At 71.8% G+C, this 16,643-nt stretch carries 11 protein-coding genes and 1 pseudogene; 6 read left to right on the top strand and 6 right to left on the bottom strand.

Translation table 11 applies throughout. The features are described 5' to 3' along the window. Positions 1-341 precede the first annotated feature (341 nt). The 3 genes from QP939_RS03350 to QP939_RS03340 all read left to right on the top strand — a co-directional run bounded on the left by QP939_RS03350 (position 342) and on the right by QP939_RS03340 (position 4,008). Entirely contained in the window at positions 342-1,106 is a 765-nt protein-coding gene (locus QP939_RS03350; RefSeq protein ID WP_285455038.1) for a bestrophin-like domain, read from the top strand. After that, complete coding sequence (locus tag QP939_RS03345) at positions 1,103-2,347, top strand: DUF6923 family protein (RefSeq protein WP_285455037.1); 1,245 nt, start codon at positions 1,103-1,105, stop codon at positions 2,345-2,347. Before QP939_RS03350 ends, QP939_RS03345 begins: the two co-directional genes overlap by 4 nt. Before the next feature lie 92 nt (positions 2,348-2,439). Beyond that, positions 2,440-4,008 (top strand): esterase-like activity of phytase family protein, encoded by a 1,569-nt coding sequence (locus QP939_RS03340; protein WP_285455036.1) that lies wholly within the window; start codon positions 2,440-2,442, stop codon positions 4,006-4,008. Positions 4,009-4,011: 3 nt separating this feature from the next. On the opposite strand, the gene QP939_RS03335 is transcribed toward QP939_RS03340, so the two are convergent. Next, the gene (locus QP939_RS03335; RefSeq protein ID WP_285455035.1) at positions 4,012-5,028 is read right to left on the bottom strand and encodes an autoinducer 2 ABC transporter substrate-binding protein; all 1,017 of its coding nucleotides are present in this window, start codon (positions 5,026-5,028) and stop codon (positions 4,012-4,014) included. 357 nt (positions 5,029-5,385) lie between these two features. On the opposite strand from QP939_RS03335, the gene QP939_RS03330 reads away from it, so the two are divergent. After that, positions 5,386-5,841 carry a DUF4396 domain-containing protein gene (locus QP939_RS03330; protein WP_285455034.1) on the top strand — a complete coding sequence of 152 codons (456 nt, stop codon included), beginning with the start codon at positions 5,386-5,388 and terminating at the stop codon, positions 5,839-5,841. Positions 5,842-5,886: 45 nt separating this feature from the next. On the opposite strand, the gene QP939_RS03325 is transcribed toward QP939_RS03330, so the two are convergent. The 5 genes from QP939_RS03325 to QP939_RS03305 form a co-directional block, all read right to left on the bottom strand. After that, positions 5,887-6,789: an IS5 family transposase gene (locus QP939_RS03325; RefSeq protein WP_285449251.1), complete on the bottom strand. Its 903-nt coding sequence runs from the start codon at positions 6,787-6,789 to the stop codon at positions 5,887-5,889. 130 nt (positions 6,790-6,919) lie between these two features. Further along, positions 6,920-8,155 carry a glycoside hydrolase family protein gene (locus tag QP939_RS03320; RefSeq protein WP_285455033.1) on the bottom strand — a complete coding sequence of 412 codons (1,236 nt, stop codon included), beginning with the start codon at positions 8,153-8,155 and terminating at the stop codon, positions 6,920-6,922. A gap of 95 nt (positions 8,156-8,250) precedes the next feature. After that, positions 8,251-9,639, bottom strand: a complete 1,389-nt coding sequence (locus QP939_RS03315) for an FAD-binding oxidoreductase (protein ID WP_285455032.1) — start codon at positions 9,637-9,639, stop codon at positions 8,251-8,253. A 159-nt stretch (positions 9,640-9,798) separates the two neighbouring features. Then, on the bottom strand, positions 9,799-11,022 hold the full coding sequence (locus QP939_RS03310; RefSeq protein WP_285455031.1) for a DUF8814 domain-containing protein: 1,224 nt from the start codon (positions 11,020-11,022) through the stop codon (positions 9,799-9,801). A 205-nt stretch (positions 11,023-11,227) separates the two neighbouring features. Beyond that, entirely contained in the window at positions 11,228-14,170 is a 2,943-nt protein-coding gene (locus QP939_RS03305; RefSeq protein WP_285455030.1) for an AfsR/SARP family transcriptional regulator, read from the bottom strand. 110 nt (positions 14,171-14,280) lie between these two features. Between QP939_RS03305 and QP939_RS03300 the strand changes: the two genes are divergently transcribed. Continuing rightward, a complete protein-coding gene (locus QP939_RS03300; RefSeq protein ID WP_285455029.1) occupies positions 14,281-14,937 on the top strand; it encodes a hypothetical protein in 657 nt (218 codons plus the stop codon). Between the two features lie 31 nt (positions 14,938-14,968). Next, positions 14,969-16,539 (top strand): annotated as a pseudogene (locus QP939_RS03295) (alkaline phosphatase D family protein). The last annotated feature ends 104 nt before the right edge of the window (positions 16,540-16,643 follow it).

Genomic DNA, 16,643 nt, shown 5'->3' with positions numbered 1-16,643 from the left:
CAACATAGCAACGGCGGCCGTGCACACAATGCCACGATCGGGTCACCGGACGATTCACCTGATCGCCGACCGGGCATTCCGGGACGCCGGGCCCGTGCGGTGGTGACCCCGGGTGCCCGGCCGTCACCCGGTCGGGAAGTTCCCAGCTCAGAAGGGGAATAAGCGGTCGCCCCGGGAGACGGCGGAAGCCCTCGTGAGGCCGATAACTGCGCCGAACCGGCGACGGCGGGGCCGCAGGTGAGGCCACCCGGATGAATTCCGCATTCGCCGGTTGTCCGACCGGAAATGGGTGGCTAACTTGGGCCCTCCGGCGTGAATGCGCCCGGTGGGAAAGGACGTGGATGAACATCTTCGTGGCCGGCGGTCTCTGGGTGGCCGGCGCGGCCCTCGTCGGGGGCGTGATCGCGTACCTGGTCCGCCGGTTCGGCTGGGACGAGGGCAGGCCCGACAACAACGACGCGGCGGGCCAGGTGTTCACCATCGTCGGCGGGCTGCACGCGGTGCTCGTCGCGTTCGTCCTCATCTCGCTGTTCGACTCGGTGGGCTCGGCGAGCCAGGACGCGCAGACCGAGGCCGACAGCCTGGTCGCGGCGACCTGGGCGGCCGACGCGCTGCCGGGCGAGACGAAGGACCGGGTGCACCAGCTCGCCGTCGCCTACGCGCAGACCGTCGAGCAGCGGGAGTGGCCGCGCCTGGCCGACGGCGGCGAGCTCCCCGCCAACGGCTGGACGCAGCTGGACCAGATGCGCCAGGCCGTCGCGGCGGCCGAGGCCGACGGCGACTGGCAGATCGACCGCAAGACCGAGGCCAGCGACCAGCTCTGGGCGGTGTACCAGGCCCGCCAGCAGCGGCTGGCCAACGCCGGGGGCGGCGGGGTCGGCGCGGTCGTCTGGTTCGCGCTGATCCTCGGCAGCCTGATCACCGCGATCCTGCTGCCCAACCTGTTCGGCGGCACCCGGCTCGCCGCGCACATCATCATCGTCTCGACGCTGGCCGGCACGATCACGTTGCTGCTGTTCGCGATCTACCAGCTGCAGAACCCGTTCAGCGGCGGCGCGCGGGTGCCGCCGGAGGCGTTCACCTCGGCGCTGGAAAGGCTGGCTTGACCGGCGCGCGGGCCCGCTGGGCGGCGATGCTCGGCGTGGCCGCGGCGGTATCGGCGGCCTTGGCGGCGACGGGCTGGCTCGCCCCGGCGTCGTCGAAGCACCCGGCGGCCGACGAGCCTGGTGGCTGCACGATCCTGCAGGCGGAGAACCAGCGGGCCGGCGCGCCGACGACGTTGCGGCTGCTGGACCTGCCGGGCGGGACCACGAAACGCCTGTCCCAGGCCGGGTTCTGGATCAACGCGATGGGGTACTCGGCCGAGCAGGACGTCGTGTACGGCGTCGCGGACGGCACCCGCCTCGGCCGCTACGACCACGGCGCGCACGCCGTCCGGATCGACGCGGCCGGGACCGTGACCGACCTGGGCGTGATCGGCCGCGCGGGCGCCCGGCGTCCGGTGTGGAGCCAGGTCGCCGGCGCCACCGCGGGCGCGATCGCCGGGAACCGCTGGTACGTCCGGCAGAACAGCGATCTGTACACAGTGGACATCGACCCGGCGAGCGCGGACTACGTGCGGGTGGTGCACCGGACGGCCCTGCGGCCGGTCACCCTCGCGGCCGCGGTCGACGACTTCGCGTACGACCCGCCTTCCGGCTTGCTCTACGGCGTTTCGACCACCACGCGCGGCGACGGTTCGGTGGTCACCCTCGACCCGGCGACGGGCAAGGTGGCTGCAGTGCCGGACCTGCGTTTCCCGCACGGCGGCGCGTACGGGTCTTTGGTGCTCGCTCCCGACGCGATCTATGCGACGGCCAACCGCGACGGCCTCCGCAGTATCACCTACCGCCTGCCCCGCGACGGTTCGGGCCCGGCCGTCGAAGTGGCCACCGGGCCGCCTCTGGTGAGCGGCGACGCGGCCGGGTGCTACGTGGCAGCGACGCCGCCGCCCACGTCCTCGCCGTCTCCTTCGCCCACGCCGACCACACCCACCACGCCGCCTACCTCGGCTCCGACGCCGACCCCGGAGCCGCCTCCGCCGTCGCAGCCGCCGCCGGTGGAACAGCCGGTGGCGCTGGCCCCGACTCCCGCGCCGACCCCGACCCCGGTGGTCACGCCGACGCCGGGGTCCCCGAAGCCGACGGTGCCCAAGGCGGTCCCGCACGCGCGTCCGGCGGAGAAACCGCAGCCGGTGGCGGAGGACGCGGGAGAGCGGACCAAGGAGAAACGCCGGTGGGGCCTCACGGCGTTGATCCTGGTCCTGGGCAGCGGCGGGGCGGTCGCCCACGGCCGGCGCCACCGTTAACGCCCCGGCCTCCTCGAAGACGGCCGTTGTCCACTTCGGCCACCCAGACTCCTCCTCCGGCGCAGTGCACGCGCCGGAGGAGGAGAAAACCGATGAAGCGGGTACGAATCGCCCTGCTGGCCGCCGTGCTGGCGGTGCCGCTCGCGGCGGGCCCGGCCGCCGCCGCCCACGACCGCGGGGTGCGGGCGGCCGACGACCACTACCGGGTCCGGGCCGGGGACACCTTGCGGGCCCGGGTGCTCGGCAACGACCGGTCCGCGACCGCCGTCGTCCGGCACTCCGCGGCCGCGCACGGCAGCGTGTCGCTCGAGCCCGACGGCACCCTCCGCTACACCCCGGCGCCCGGCTTCACCGGCCGGGATTCGTTCACCTACACCGTTTCCGACGCGGTGACGCTCTACCCGACCGACCTGCCGCCGCTCACCACGATCGGCGGGGTGCCGGTCAAGGGCGGGGCCTACGGCTCGGCGCTCACCCCGGTGCCCGGGGAGCGCGGCGCGTTCTACGGCCTCACGGACCGCGGCCCGAACGTCGACGCGCCGGGCGGCGGCAAGATCGAGCCGCTGCCCGCGTTCACCCCGGCGATCGGGAAGTTCCGGTTCCGCGGCGGGAAAGCCGTGCTGGAGAAGACGATCCCGCTGCGCGCCGCCGACGGCACCCCGTACAACGGCCAGGTCAGTCCGCAGGCCGACACGGGCGAGCGGATCGTCGACCTGAACGGGAACGCGCTGCCGAAGTCGCCGTACGGCTACGACCCCGAAGGCCTGGCCGCCCAGCGCGACGGCACCTTCTGGGTGTCGGACGAATACGGGCCGTTCATCACGCACTTCGGCCGCGACGGCCGCGCGCTCGAACGCCTCTCGCCGTTCGACGGCTCGCTGCCCGCCGAGCTGAAGTACCGCGTGCCGAACAAGGGCATGGAAGGCCTCGCGCTGACCCCGGACGGGCGGACGCTGGTCGGCGTCATGCAGTCGGCTCTGCAGCAGCCGGACCTGACGAAGAAGCCCGGCAACGTGACGACGCTGCGGATCGTCGCCGTCGACCTGGCCACCCGCGTCACGCACGAGTACCTCTACCTGCTCGACGACCCCGACACGACGGGCACCGCGGTCAGTGAGATCACCGCGTTGTCCTCGACGCGGTTCCTCGTGGACGAACGCGACGGTGACCTCGAACCAGGCGCCTTCAAGAAGCTGTTCGAGATCGATCTGGCCGGAGCCACCGACGTCGGACCGCGGGCGGCGGACTACGACGCCGTCAAGGGCGGGCTGCTGGTCGGCGGCCGGAGCATCGACGCCTACGTCGGCAAGGACACGACGGCCGAGGCGACGGCGGCCCTGGCCGCGGCCGGGATCAAGCCGGTCGCCAAGAAGCCGCGCCTCGACCTCGGCGCTCTGGTCACCGCGCTCGACCCGAGCGGCGGCTTCTTCGGGCACGACAAGGTCGAAGGCGTCGCGACCACCGACGGCGGCCGGACCCTGGTGATCAGCAACGACAACGACTTCGGCATCGACGGCGTCGCGAACGCGGCGCCGCCGTACGCGCTGCACCCGAAGACGCTGCCGGACGGCCGTCAGGACGACGGCGAGTACCTCGTGGTCGACACCGCGAAGCTCCCGGCGGCCACCAGCACCGCGACGGTCACCATCGACGTCCGGTAGCGGTCAGTACTTGAACTGGTCGACGTTGTCGGCGGTGATGAGCAGCGGATCGCCCAGCAGGACGGTCTTCGACGCGGCGTCGTACTTCACCGCCGGCAACTCCAGGCTCACCTTGTTGACCGGGCTCAGCGGCTTGCCGTCGGCCACCTGCTTCGCCGTCCACGCGGTCAGGTAGCCCAGCGACTCGACGTTCCACAGGACCGAGAGCGAGGCCGAGCCGTCGAGCAGGTAGGGCTTGATCGCCTGCGGCGTCCCGACACCGACGGTGAAGACCTGGCCGATCTTCTGCCCGTCCCGCACGGCCTGCGCGACGGCGGGCGCGGACGTCGTGCACTCGCCGATCAGCCCGGTGAGATCGGGGTGGCGGGCCATCAGCTCCTTGGCCAGGCTCGTCGCGTTGGCCTGGTCCTCGCCCGCGTAGGCGATCTCGGCGAGCTGCGCCTTCGGGTACCGCTTGGCCGAGTAGGCCTTCTGGACCGCGATCCACGCGTTGAGGTTCGCCGCGGCCGGGCCGCACGAGACGATCGCGTACTTGCCGGCGCCGCCGGTCTTCGCCATCAGCGCGTCGGTGAGCGCGGTGCCGATGCCTTCGGCGCTGGCCTGGTTGACGAACACCTCGCGCTGCGTGCCCGGCGCGTCGGTGTCGGAGGTGAGCACGTGGATGCCCTTGGCCCTGGCCTCCCCGATCACCTGCGCGAGCGCGGCGGGGTCGTTCGGCGCGACGACGATGACGTCGACCTTCTTGGCGATGAGGTCACGCAGGATCCGCACCTGGGCGGCCGGGTCGACGGTCGCCGGGCCGACGGTGGTCCACTCCACGCCCAGCTGCTTCGCGGCTTCGAGCCCCCCGGTGTTCATCGCCTCGAAGTACGGGATGTCCCGGATCTTCGGCACGAAGGCGACCCGCGTCGGCTGCGGCGCGGGGGCACTGCCCAGCTGATCCGAGCAGCCACCGAGCGCGAGCGCCGCGCCGAGCAGCAGCGTCGCGACCAGCCGGAACGTCTTCGTCGGCCCTCGCATCCCCACCCATTCCTCAGGACTTTCGGACGGTCTGCGCACGGTGGAGACCAAGGGCGAACGTAGGGCCCCGCGTAACGGAGGTCAACGGGATGTGCGCAAAGGGTTACGGAAGTGAGTTCTGCTTGGGCGGAAATTTACCGGAGATCGCCTGGTCGGCGGTTCCGGCTACGTTCGGTGACGCCGATCGGCCAGGCCGTGGTCGCCAGCGGTGGTCGCCCAAGCGCCCCAATGTGGCCTTCGGTGCGTCAGACGCACCCAAGGTGGCCTTCGGTGCGCAAGACGCAACCAATGTGGCCTTGGGGCGCTTGTGACGCGCGGAACACGTTATAGGTACCCCCAGGGGGTATAGTCACCGGCATGAACGAACAGCACGGGGCATCCTGGTCGACGGCGATCCAAGCGACTCTGCACTGCCTCACCGGCTGCGCCATCGGGGAAGTGCTCGGCATGGTCATCGGCACCGCGCTCGGCCTGCACAACGCGGCGACCGTGGTCCTCTCGATCGCGCTCGCCTTCGTCTTCGGCTACGGCCTCACCATGCGCGGGGTCCTGAAGTCGGGGCTCGCCCTGGGGGCGGCGTTCAAGGTCGCGCTGGCCGCGGACACCGTGTCGATCGCCGTCATGGAGCTGATCGACAACACCGTCGTCGTGGGGATCCCGGGTGCGATGGACGCCGGGCTGGCCAGTTTCCTCTTCTGGCTCGCCCTGGTGCTCTCGCTGGCGATCGCGTTCGTGGTCACCGTGCCGGTGAACAAGTGGATGATCGGGCGCGGCCTCGGCCACGCCAAGGTGCACGCGCACCACCACCACTGACGCGCGGGGAGGTGGCGGCCTCCCCGGCGTCGGCTAGAGCCTGTTTCAATGTCGTAGCCACTCGTTGATCGCCGCGATGTGGACGGTTGCCTCGTAGCGGACTGCGAGTTTGTCGAACCGTGTGGCCACCGCCCGGTTGCGTTTGAGCCGGTTGATGCCGCACTCGACCGCATGCCGTTGCTTGTAGATCTCTGGGTCAAATGCTGGTGGTCGCCCACCGGCCCGGCCGCGGTTGCGGCGATGCCGGACCTGATCAGAAGGCTGGGGAATCGTGCACGCGATCCCGCGCCGCCGCAGATAGGCCCGGTTGGCGCGGGAACTGTAGGCCTTGTCCGCCAGGACACGATCCGGCCGGGTCCGGGCTCGCCCACCACCAATCCGGGCGACCCGGACCCTTGCCAGCACCGCCTCGAACTGCGGCGAGTCACCGCGTTGACCGGCGGTCACCAGCAACGACAGTGGTTTCTGGCCTTGCTCGGTGGCCAGGTGCAGCTTGGTCGTCCAGCCTCCCCGCGACCGGCCCAGCGCGTGGTCGGCTGGTTCGGGCTCGCCGATACCGCCTGGCGGTTCTTTCTGCAGGTCACACTCGATGCGGGCACCTGCTGCGTGCTGGTGCGCCCGGTTGATCGTGGAATCCACGCTCACGTCCCAGGTGATCAGCCCGGCGGCGTCGGCCCGGGTCTGCAACCCGGCCAGGATCAGCGCCCACACACCGGCGCGCTGCCAGCGCCGGAACAAGCCATAGACGGTTTGCCAGCAGCCATACTCGGGTGGGACGTCACGCCACGGCGAGCCGACACGGACCCGCCAGCGGATGCCGTCCAGGAGCTGGCGTTTACTCCACAGTGGCGGGCGGCCGGGCTTCTTACCGACGGGCAGCAGCGGTTCCAGGATCGCCCACTGCGCGTCAGTCAGATCGGCTCGCCCCGCCGCCGCTACGCTGGGCACGAGGTCTCCGGTGTTCTTGATCAGCTTGGTCGTTGATCGGTCTACCGGAGACCTCGTCTATTTGATCCAAGACACGCCGCACCCACAACGCCGGCCAGAAACTCCGCTGGTCAGCACATCAAAACAGGCTCTAGACGCTCGAAAGGTCGATCGCGCGGTCGACCTTCGCCCGGTCGAGCACCCGCAGGATGCCTTCCAGCAGGTAGTAGTCGGCGTAGGGGAGCGACACCTCGACGCCGTCCTCGGCCGGGCGGTTGCGGGTGCAGCGGGCGACGCTCGCCTCGGCGCGGGTGGACTTCGTCGTCAGGCACGTCTGCGAAACCGCGGTCAGGATCCGCAGCGCGCTGTCCCGGTACTGCGGGCGGCGGGTCAACTCGGCCAGGTCCAGCAGGCCGCACGCCATGATCACGCCGGCGGACGCGTCCTTGATGTCGTTCGGCGCCTGCGGGGCCAGGTAGTCCCAGACCGGGACGTGGTCGGGCGTCAGCTTCGCCAGGGCGAAGTCCGCCAAGCGGCGGGCCGTGGCCAGGAATTCCGGGTCGCCGGTCCGCCGGTGGATCGTGGTGAATCCGTAGATCCCCCACGCCTGCCCGCGCGACCAGCAGGACGCCGGGCTGTAGCCCTGCACGGTGTTCGGCCCGATCGGCGCACCCGTGACCGGGTCGAAGTCGAACACGTGCGGGGTCGAGCCGTCGGGGCGCGGGAAGGTGCGCTGCGCCGTTTTCGCGTGGGCGACGGCGATGTCGAGGTACTTCGGATCCCCGGTCTGCTCGGTCGCGAACGCCAGCAGGTCCAGGTTCATCATCGTGTCCATGATGACGCGGCCCGCGTTGTTCGGGGCGGTGAGCGAACCCCAGGCGCGGATGAACCGCCCCGCCGCGTTGTAGCGCTTGATCAGCGACGACGCCGCCTGCACCGCGCCGTCCCGCCACTTCGCGTCGCCGGTGAGCCGCCAGGCCGTCACCCACGACGGGTAGAAGAGGAAGCCGAGGTCGTGCGTGCCGGTGTCGTTCTGCCGCGGCGCGAGCTTTTCCGCGGACGCCAGCGCGAGTGTCTTGAATTGTTCGTCGCCGCTGTGCAGCCAGGCCAGCCACAACTGGCCGGGCCAGAATCCGCCGACCCAGTCGCCATTCTGCGAATAGGTCCATTTCTCGAACTTCGTGCCGACCGGAAACGCGGTGACGCCGGGGGCCACCGCGCGCAGCTTGCCCACCGCGTAGTCGGCCGCTTGGCGGAGCGTCCGGCTGACCGATGCCTGGTCGGAGACATCAAAAGGAGCCGCGGAAGCGGTCGTGGAGGTGCTGGCGCTCGCCGCCACCGCGGCACCGGCCGCGGTGGTCAGCAGGGTTCTCCGGGTAATGCTCACAGGGTGCCCGCCATTCCGTGTGGGGAAATGCCTCAGGTGCCCGGAATTTTTACACGAGCGTGCCACGGATGTACACCTTGTTCACGGTTGTGAATTCATGTTCCGGTGGGCGGGATATTGGCATTGTGGTGAAAGACGTTCCCGGGGTCGTAGGCGGCTTTGATCCGCCGCAACCGCGCGTACTTCTCGGCGCCGTAGGACGCGCGCACGCGGTCCTCCTCGTACTCGGCCATGAAGTTGACGTACCCGCCGACGTTCGCGGCGAACGGCGTGAGCGCCGACCAGAACGCCCGCGTCCAGGCCCGGTCCGCCGCGTGCAGCTCCGGGGTGGGCGCGACCGTGGCGATGCCGAACACGAAGCCGTCGCGGCGGGCGCCGCCGAACGCCGTCGCCTCGTCGGGCACCGCGGAAAACGCGCCGCGGACCGGGAAGACCGGCATCAGCGACAGCGGCGAGGACTTGCCGGGCAGGTGCGCGGCGACGACGTCGAGCACGTCGTCGGTGAGTTCGTCGAGGTACAGCGACTTCTCGTAGGCCAGCAGCCCGCGCGGCGCACCGCCGTCGAGCAGCTTCTGCAGCTCGGTGTAGGGGATCGGCGTGACGAGCTCGAACCGCGCGGGCAGTCCGGCCCGGATCCGCGTGACGACCTCGGCGTGCCGCTCGGGGCCGTCGAACCCGGCGACGACGAGCGCGACGCCGGGAGCGCCGTGGTGCTCGGCCGGGACGAACGGGGCCGGGGGCGCGGTGAGCCCGGCGAGCATCGCGCCGGTGCCGTCGGGCAGGTCCGCCAGCACTTCGCGGGCGAACCGCAGCGCTGCCGGGGCGTCGTCGAGGCCCCAGAAGAACATGCCCAGCTCGACCAGCGGCCCGACCGGGTGCAGCCGGAACTCGAACTCGGTGACCACGCCGAAGTTGCCGCCCCCGCCGCGCAGGGCCCAGAACAGGTCCGGGTGCTCGGTTTCCGACGCGCGCAGCACGCGGCCGTCGGCGGTGACGACCTCGGCGGAGACGAGGTTGTCGATCGTGAGCCCGTGCCGCGGGGTCAGCCAGCCGAACCCGCCGCCCAGGGTGAGCCCGCCGACGCCGGTGTCGCTGACGGTGCCGCCCGGGGTCGCGAGGCCGTGTTCCTGGGTCGCCGCGTCGAGTTCGGCCCAGGTGGCGCCGCCGCCGACGCGGGCGGTGCGGCGGCCCGCGTCGACCTCGATGGTGCGCAACGCGCCGAGGTCGATCAGCAGCGCGCCGTCGGCGACGGCCGCGCCGCCGAAGTCGTGCCCGCCGCCGCGGACGGTGACGTCGAGACCGGTCTCCCGGGCGTGGGCCAGCGCGGTCGCGACGTCGTCGGGCCCGGCGACGCGGACGATCAGTGCGGGCCGCCGGTCGATTTCGCCGTTCCAGACGCGACGGGCCGCGTCGTAGCCGTCGTCACCTTCGCGCAGCACGGTGCCCCGGATCCGCGCCGGGAAGGTGTCACTGGTCGTCGTCATCGGCCCAGCTTCACCCGGGGCGGCGCGCTCCGGCCCGGTCGGCCGCGCCGCCTTCGGGGCGCCACCGGACGCGCGAAAGGGCGAAGGCCCGGCGTCGTGACGCCGGGCCTTCGCGTGTCGCGGGGATGAGGGCAGTCAGCCACGCGACGATCGGGGGGATCAGCAGTGCGGCGCGACCGGGAGGTCGGAGCCGGTCTGGAGGTAGGTGTCCGACACGTAGTGGCCGGGGCCGATGCGGTCCCAGATGTTGCTGGTGCCGAACTTGCCGGTGACGGTGTCGCCCTCGACGTAGCACTCGATGTTCACCTTGGCGTAGTTCGCCGCGAGGCCCTTGATGGTGGCCGAGGTGCTTGCGCTCGCCCGGACGTTCATCGGGTCGCCCGCGGTGCTGACGACGCCGGTCGGGCCGGAGCCGGTCCACAGGTAGGTGACGTTCACGTTGCCGTTGTCGGACATGCCGAGCCCGTCCCAGAAGACGCCGTCCGCGAGGTCGATGCCCGCCGGGTTCGCCACCTTGTAGCCGAGGCCGCTCTTGCCGCCGTTGTAGCCGTTGTAGTACGCGGCGTACGCCTCGGGCTGGCCCTGCGGCAGGTCCTTGAACTTGGTCCGGACCGACGCCGGGTTCCAGTAGTCGTCCTGCTCGTTCCACGGGCCGATGTCCCACACCGGCGCGTACTCGCAGCGGCTGCCGTCGGTCTTGCAGACGCGGACCGAGTAGGTGCCGGTTCCCTTGCTGGACAAGCCCTTCCCGGACGGCAGGGCGACGAAGTGGTCGCGGCTGGTGATGACGTGGCCGTTGGCGGTGGTCCCGCCGATCAGGCCTTCGCGGGTGCCGTAGATCTTGTAGGTCAGGGCGGCGGTTTCGGCCAGCGCGTTGACCTGCGGGGCGCTGTCGGCGGCGAGGGCGACGCTCTTGACGGCCGGGCGCACGCCGTCGGTGGTGCTGTGCAAGGTGATCCGCACCTGCACGGAGCTGACGGTGGACTTGAGCGCGGTGCCCGCGGGCGTCCACTCGGTCCAGTCGTTCGCGCCGGTCCGGCCGCGGACGTCGACGTCGACAGAGGTGCCCTTCGGCGTGTCGGCGGTCAGCTCGGCGCTGACGCGGTTCGCCGCCGAGCCGAGCGCGTGCTCGGCGGTGACGAGGCTGCCCTCGCTGCCGGCGAAGACGCGCGCGGTTCTGTGCCACGCCGCGTCGGCCAGGGTGAGCGTTCCGCCCGCGGCGGTGACGTTGACGTCATCGGTGTCCACAGTGGACAAGTCGGCGGTCCAGCTCGCGCCGCCCGCCGGCGTCGCGGCCTGGGCCGGAGCTCCGGCCAGCGCCGTCACCGCCCCCGCGGCCAGAACCGCCGCGGTCACGCGGCCGGTCTTCCTGATCCGGATCATCCCCGGGTCTCCCTTCGCACCTGTTCACTCGAACGTGGCGAAAGACTGACGGGACGGCGTACATGATCCGTACAAGCTGTCACCCGCGGAGTTGTGCCCAAGCGCCCCAAGGCGGCCTTGGTTGCGTCTCACGCACCGAAGGCCGCCTTGGTTGCGTCTGACGCACCGAAGGCCACATTGGGGCGCTTGGGCCGGGCCGGGTGGGTCAGGCGGAAACGATGTGCGGTGGCTCCTCGACCGAGCCGGCCGGGTTGGCGGACTCCGCCGGACGGGTCGAGAGTTCACGCCAGATCGCCAGCGCGCGCTCCGAGTAGTCCCGCGATCGCTCCGGCTGCGACAGCGCCCGGTGCAGCTCGCCCAGCAGCTGCGACACCTCCGCCTCCGAGCGCCGGTCGCCGTTGCGGCGGTGGACCGACAGGGAGTTCACCAGCAGCAGCTGCGCGTGCGCGAAGTCGCCGCTGTGCAGGCACAGCTCGCCGAGGTTCTGGTTCGCGTAGCCGACGCAGTGGTCGTCGCCCAGCTCGGTGAAGATCGCGATCGCCCGGTCGACGTGCTCGCGGGCCGCCGCCAGGTTGCCCTGGTGCTGGAACAGCAGCCCGAGCCGCTTGAACGCGTGCGCCTCGCGGTGCCGGTCGCCGATCTCCGCCGACAGCTCCAGCGCGTCGGTGAACCAGCGCTTCGCCGCCGCGTAGCAGCCGCGCGACATCCAGACCGCGCCCGCGCCGAGCCGGGCCACCGCCTCGCCGTGCGGGTCGTCCGCTTCCGCGAACAGCTTCAGCGCCTCGTGGCAGTGGTCCAGCGCGAGGCCGTCCTCGCCTTCCATGCGCCGGATCGTCGCGAGCCCGGTCAGCGCGACGCCGATGCCCTGGGCGTCGCCGTCTTGCTCGAACAGCCGCTTCGACTCCTCGAACGCCACCCGCGAACCGGCGTATTCGTCCTGGTAGAGCAGGTACTGGCCGACGTTGCGCTGCACGATCGCCTCGGCGCGCACCGAGCCGGTGCGCCGCGCGGCGGCCAGCGCGATCGTGTGCGTGCTGTGCCAGTCGTCCTGGTGGCCGCGCAGGTCGAAGTACGGCGTCAACGCCGACGCCAGCTGCCAGGCCAGGTCGTCGAACCCGTGCTCGGCGGCCAGGGAAACCGCCGCGACGCTGGTGTGCCGCTCGGCGGCGAACCACGCGGCCGGGTCGTCCGGCAGCACGTCGGCGGGGACGGCCGGGAGCGGCAGCTCGCCGTCGTAGTACATGCCGAAGAAGTAGATCGGCATCCGGCGCGCGGCTTCCAGCGCCAGCCCCAGGTAGCCCTCGAGCACCCGGCGAAGCCCGGCGCGTGTCTTCGCCGCGTCACTCTGCTCCGCCAGCTCCACGGCGTACACGCGCAGCAGGTCGTGCAGCCGGTACCGCGGCTGCCCGGCCGCGTCGGAGCCGACCAGCTCGACGAGGTGGCCGTCGACCAGCACGTCGAGCACGTCCTCGGCGTCGCGGCGGCCCAGCACGGCCGCGACCGCCCACGCCGGGAACTGGACCGGCCCGAGCAGGCCGAGCCCGCGGAACGCCGTCGCCGCCGACATCGGCAGCAGGTCGTAGGACAACGTCACGCTCGCGCGGACGGCGAGGTCGCCGACGCGCAGCTCGTCGAGCCGCCGGTGCTCGTCGCGCAGCCGGTCGGCCAGCAGCCGCAGCGTCCAGCCCGGGCGATGGGTCAGCTTCGCGCCCGCGACCCGGATCGCCAGCGGCAGGTGCCCGCACTGGCGCAGGATCGCCGCGGCGCTCTCCGGCTCGGCGGCGACGCGCTCGGCGCCGACGATGCCCTCCAGCAGCCGCGCGGCCTCGGCCTCGGGCAGCAGGTCGACGTCGACCGGCTTGGCCCCGGCGAGCCCGGGCAGCCGGATCCGGCTGGTCACCAGCACCGCGCACGCCCCGGCGCCCGGCAGCAGCGGCCGCACCTGGGCGGCGCTCCCGGCGTCGTCGAGCACGACGCACATCCGGCGCCCGGCCAGCCGCGAGCGCAGCAGCGCCGACCGTTCGGCCAGCTCGCGCGGCAGGCCCGCGTCCGGGATGCCGAGCGCGTGCAGGAGTTCGGCGAGCACGCCCATCGGCGCCCGCGGCGACGACGACGTGCCGGCCAGGTCGACGTGCAGCTGCCCGTCGGGGAAGTCGTCGCGGACCGCGTGCGCCACCCGGATCGCCACCGCCGACTTGCCGACGCCGGGGGCACCCGAGAGCACGATCACGGCGGGTGCGCCCGAGTCCGCGCGCTCCCGCATCAGCGTCACGACCTCGCGGATCACGTCGTCGCGGCCGGTGAAGTCCGGCAGGTCGAGCGGCAGCTGGCAGACCGGCGCGACGTCGGCGGGGCGCGGCGCGAGAACGCTTTCCGGCACCAGCGTCGCGCGCAGCTCCCGCAGCCGGGCGCCGGGTTCGGCGTCGAGCTCCTCGCGCAGCACGCGCTCGGCCGACTCGTACGCCTCGACGGCGTCGGCGGTCCGCCCGGCGGCGCGCAGGGCGACGATCAGCTGCGCCCACAGCTCTTCCCGCAGCGGGTGCTCGGTGACGAGCCCGCGCAGCTCGGCGACGGCTTCACCGCAGCGGCCGAGGTCGATCCGCGCGCGCAGCCGCTGTTCCTGAACCGACAGCCGCAGCTCGGCGAGCCGGGCGACGGTCGCGCCCCAGCTGTGGTCGTGCGGGAGGCCTTCGAGGACTTCGCCGCGCCAGAGCGCGTCGGCGCGGTCGAGGAGTTTGAGAGCGCTCTCGGCTTGGCCGCGATCGAGCGTCTCCTGCGCTTCGCCCGCCAACGCGGTGAAGGCGAGGTGGTCGAGTTCTTCCGGCGACGCGGTCAGCAGGTAGCCGGAGGCCCGGCTGCTGATCCGGTCGCCGAGGGCGGGGTCGATCTCGGCGAACCGTCTTCGCAGCGAGTGGACGTACGTGCGGATGTTCGCCGCGGCCGACCGCGGTGCCGAGTCCGGCCACAGCACTTCCACCAGCACGTCGGTCGACACGACGACGTTCGGCTGCAGCGCCAGGGCGGCCAGCAGCAGCCGCGGCTTCGGCCCGCCCAGCGGGATCACCCGCCCGGCGGCGGTGACCTCCAGCGGGCCGAGGACGCGGATGGTCAGCGAGGTGGTCTCAACCTGCCCGATGAGTTCCCCCATAGCCGGATGCTATGGCCGCTCCGGCCCAGCGGATAGATCCATTCGGAGTGTCTGTACACCTGGTGAGTTTTTTGTACGAGACGTGTACGCCTGCGAGTCACGCTCCCGCCATGAAGCGTTTGAACCTCCGGCGCATCGCCGGCTTAGGGGTGGTCCTGGCGGCGGTCGGCACGCTCGCGGTGGGCGGCGCGCTCGAGGCGTCGGCCGCGGCGACCGGCACCGTGAAGACCGCGGGCGACCCCCTCAACGTCCGCCGGGCGCCGACCGCGAGCGCCACGGCCGTCAAGACCGTCGCGAACGGCGCGTCGGTGACCATCGACTGCCAGACGATCGGCACGTCGGTGACCGGGACCTACGGCACGAGCACGTTGTGGGACTACGTGCCCGCGCTCGGCGGGTACATCTCGGACACCTACGTCTACACCGGCTCCGACCAGCGGGTCGCGCCCGACTGCGGGGTCGGCACGGGCAGCGGCCAGTGCGCCGACGCCTGCGCGGGTGAGGCGACGTACCGCTCGGCCGACTCCCACTTCCTCGTCTACGACAAGAACGCCGACGGCTACTCCGCCGTCGTCGCCTACTGGCTCAAGGGCGGCGCCGGGCCGTTCTACGTCTGGAACTCCGGCGGCGAGGGCTCCTCGGTGGACAAGGCCGTGAGCGTCCCGCACGGCGGCTGGGTCTACTACAAGGTCTGCGTCGCCAACTACACCACCGCCAAGCCCGCCTTGCTGTCCTGCAGCGACGGCATCACCGACTTCGCGGCCTGACCGCGTCTCCCCTCCCGAAAGGCATTCCGACATGGTTCAGGTCAACCGGCGCAAGGTGCTCCTCGGCGGGCTCGCCGCGGTCACCGCCACCGCGGCTTCGGCGGCGCTGCCGTCCTGGGCGAACGCGCTGACCACCGCGGCCGCCCCCACCATCCACGACCCCTTCCAGCTCGGCGTCGCGTCCGGCGATCCGCTCCCCGACAGCGTGGTGCTGTGGACGAGACTCGCGCCGGCCCCGCTCAACCCCGACGGCTTCGGCGGCATGCCGGACGCCACCTACGCGGTCGACTGGGAGATCGCGAACGACGAGGCGTTCACCTCCGTCGTGCAGCGCGGCTCGGTGGACGCGGCCCGCGCGACCGCGCACAGCGTCCACATCGAACCGACCGGGCTGCAGCCCGCGCGCGAGTACTTCTACCGGTTCAGAGCTCCGGCTACATCTCGCCGGTCGGCCGCACCCGCACCGCGCCCGCCGCCGGGGCCGCGGTGAACCAGCTCAAGTACTGCTTCAGCTCCTGCCAGCACTGGGAGGAGGGCTACTACCACGCGTACAAGGGCATCGTGGCCGACGACCCGGACCTGGTGCTGTTCCTCGGCGACTACATCTACGAGAAGAAGTCGGGCCGGGCCGCGCAGGAGCGCAACCCGCGCAGCCTCGCCTTCACCGAGGACGTCACCACGCTGGCGCAGTACCGCGCCCGCCACGCCCAGCACAAGACCGACGCCGACCTGCAGGCCGCGCACGCGATCGCGCCCTGGATCGTCGTGTTCGACGACCACGAGGTGATGAACAACTGGAACGGGACGACCTCGCCCGCCTCGGCCGCGCGCAAGGCCGCCGGGTTCCAGGCCTTCTACGAGAACACCCCGATCCGCTCGACGGCCAAGCCGAACGGCTCGTCGATCCAGCTCTACCGCCAGTTCGTCTGGGGCAACCTGGCCCGCTTCCACATGCTCGACACGCGCCAGTACCGCAACGCCCAGGTCGCCGACCCCTCCGGTGACGCGGGCCCGGCCTGCACGGACATGCGCAGCACCTCGCGCAGCATCCTCGGCAGCACCGAGGAAGCCTGGCTGCTCAAGCAGTTCGAGTCGCACCCGACGACGTGGGACTTCCTCGGCCAGCAAGTCTTCTTCGCCCAGCGCGACGGCGACGGCAACAAGGCCACCTGCGAGAGCCCCGACTCCTGGCAGGGCTACGAGGCCTCGCGCAACCGGATCCAGCAGGGCTGGGTCGACCGCAAGGTGGCCAACCCGGTCGTGCTGACCGGCGACGTCCACCGGCACTGGGCCGCCGACCTGCGCCTGGACTACTTCGACCACAGCGACCCGATCATCGGCTCGGAGCTGGTCACGACGTCGGTGACGAGCAACAGCGACACCGCGACGGCGCCCAGTTCGACCTGGTACGCGAACAACCCGCACGTGAAGTACTGCAAGGGCGAGCGCGGCTACGTCCGCGTCACGACCACGCCGACGCAGACGCGAGCGGATTTCATGACGACGTCCGACACGAGCGTGTACGACCCGGCGTCGGTCGTGATCAAGAACGACCGCAGCTACGTTGTGCAAGCGGGGCGGCCCGGCCTCCAGCAGGTCTGACCTCCGGGCGCTACGCTGCGTGACGTGAACGACGAACCGGGCCTGCGGGAGCGCAAGAAGCTCCGCACGCGGGCGGCCATCTCGACGGCGGCGATCGAAGCTCT

The organism is Amycolatopsis nalaikhensis, assembly GCF_030264295.1.
GTDB classification, from domain to species: domain Bacteria; phylum Actinomycetota; class Actinomycetes; order Mycobacteriales; family Pseudonocardiaceae; genus Amycolatopsis; species Amycolatopsis nalaikhensis.
This window is presented reverse-complemented; position numbering and strand designations above follow the sequence as displayed.